The sequence below is a fragment of the Streptomyces sp. NRRL B-24572 genome (assembly GCF_002156145.1).
Taxonomy (GTDB): domain Bacteria; phylum Actinomycetota; class Actinomycetes; order Streptomycetales; family Streptomycetaceae; genus Streptomyces; species Streptomyces vietnamensis.
This window is the reverse complement of record NZ_MWIG01001109.1, coordinates 1-1,108: the sequence shown is the minus strand read 5'-3', so window position 1 is coordinate 1,108 and position 1,108 is coordinate 1. Positions and strand designations below refer to the sequence as shown.

Annotated in this window: 2 protein-coding genes; both read left to right on the top strand. The window is 70.8% G+C overall.

Annotated features, from left to right (window positions below):
• Positions 1-720, top strand: a 720-nt coding sequence (locus CCN56_RS40605; protein WP_086832544.1) for an ATP-binding cassette domain-containing protein, incomplete at its 5' end; no start/stop codon positions are given.
• A gap of 12 nt (positions 721-732) precedes the next feature.
• Positions 733-1,108, top strand: a 376-nt coding sequence (locus CCN56_RS40600) for a DUF445 family protein (RefSeq protein ID WP_143664839.1), incomplete at its 3' end; no start/stop codon positions are given.

Here is a 1,108-nt window from a genome sequence, read left to right as displayed (position 1 = left end):
GGCGCCGGGAAGTCGACGACGATCAAGATGCTCACCGGCATCCTGACCCCCAGCGGCGGCCGGCTGCGGGTGGCGGGCATCGACCCGGCGCGGGAGCGCACGCGCCTGGCCCAGCGGATAGGGGTGGTCTTCGGCCAGCGCACGACGCTCTGGTGGGATCTGCCCCTGAAGGATTCGTACGGGCTGATGCACCGCATGTACCGGATCCCCGACGCCCGCTACGAGGAGAACCTGGCCCGCTGCGTGGACCTCCTCGACCTGGGCGACCTGCTCGACGTGCCGGTACGGCAGCTGTCCCTGGGCCAGCGGATGCGCGGCGACATCGCGGCGGCGCTGCTGCACGACCCGGAGGTGCTGTACCTGGACGAGCNNATCGAACAGCTCTGCTCGCGGGTGATGGTCATCGACCACGGACGCCTGATGTACGACGGGGAACTGGCCGGCCTGCACGCGGTGGGGGAGAGCGAACGGCTCCTGGTGGTGGACCTGGAGCGGGAGCTGCCCCCGATCGTGGACGTGCCGGGAGCCCGTTTCGTACGGTCGGAGGGGCCGCGTCAGTGGCTCGCCTTTCCTGCGACGGAGTCGGCGGCGCCGCTGGTGGCGGCGGTGGCGGCGAAGTACCCCCTGCTCGACCTCTCGGTGCGGGAGCCGGACATCGAGGCGGTGATCGCGAAGATGTACGGGGGAACTCGGGACGAGCGCCGGGAGTCCCTGAAGTAGGAGGTCGAGTCGATGGTGAGTTTCGCGTACACGGCGGCGGACGAGGAGAAGAGCAGAGGCGTCCGCCGCATGAAGACGCTGGCGACGTGTCTGCTGCTCACGGTCGCGGTGATCTACGCCCTGGCGACGTGGGCGCGGAACGAGGGCTGGGGGGCCTGGGCGGGCTATGTCGCGGCGGCGGCGGAGGCGGGCATGGTCGGCGCGCTGGCGGACTGGTTCGCGGTGACGGCGCTCTTCCGGCGCCCGCTGGGCCTTCCGATCCCGCACACGGCGATCATCCCGACGAAGAAGGACCAGCTGGGCGTGTCGCTGGGCGCGTTCGTGGGGGAGAACTTCCTGTCGGCGGATGTCGTACGGGGCAGGCTGAAGGCGTTCGGCATCGCCCGCC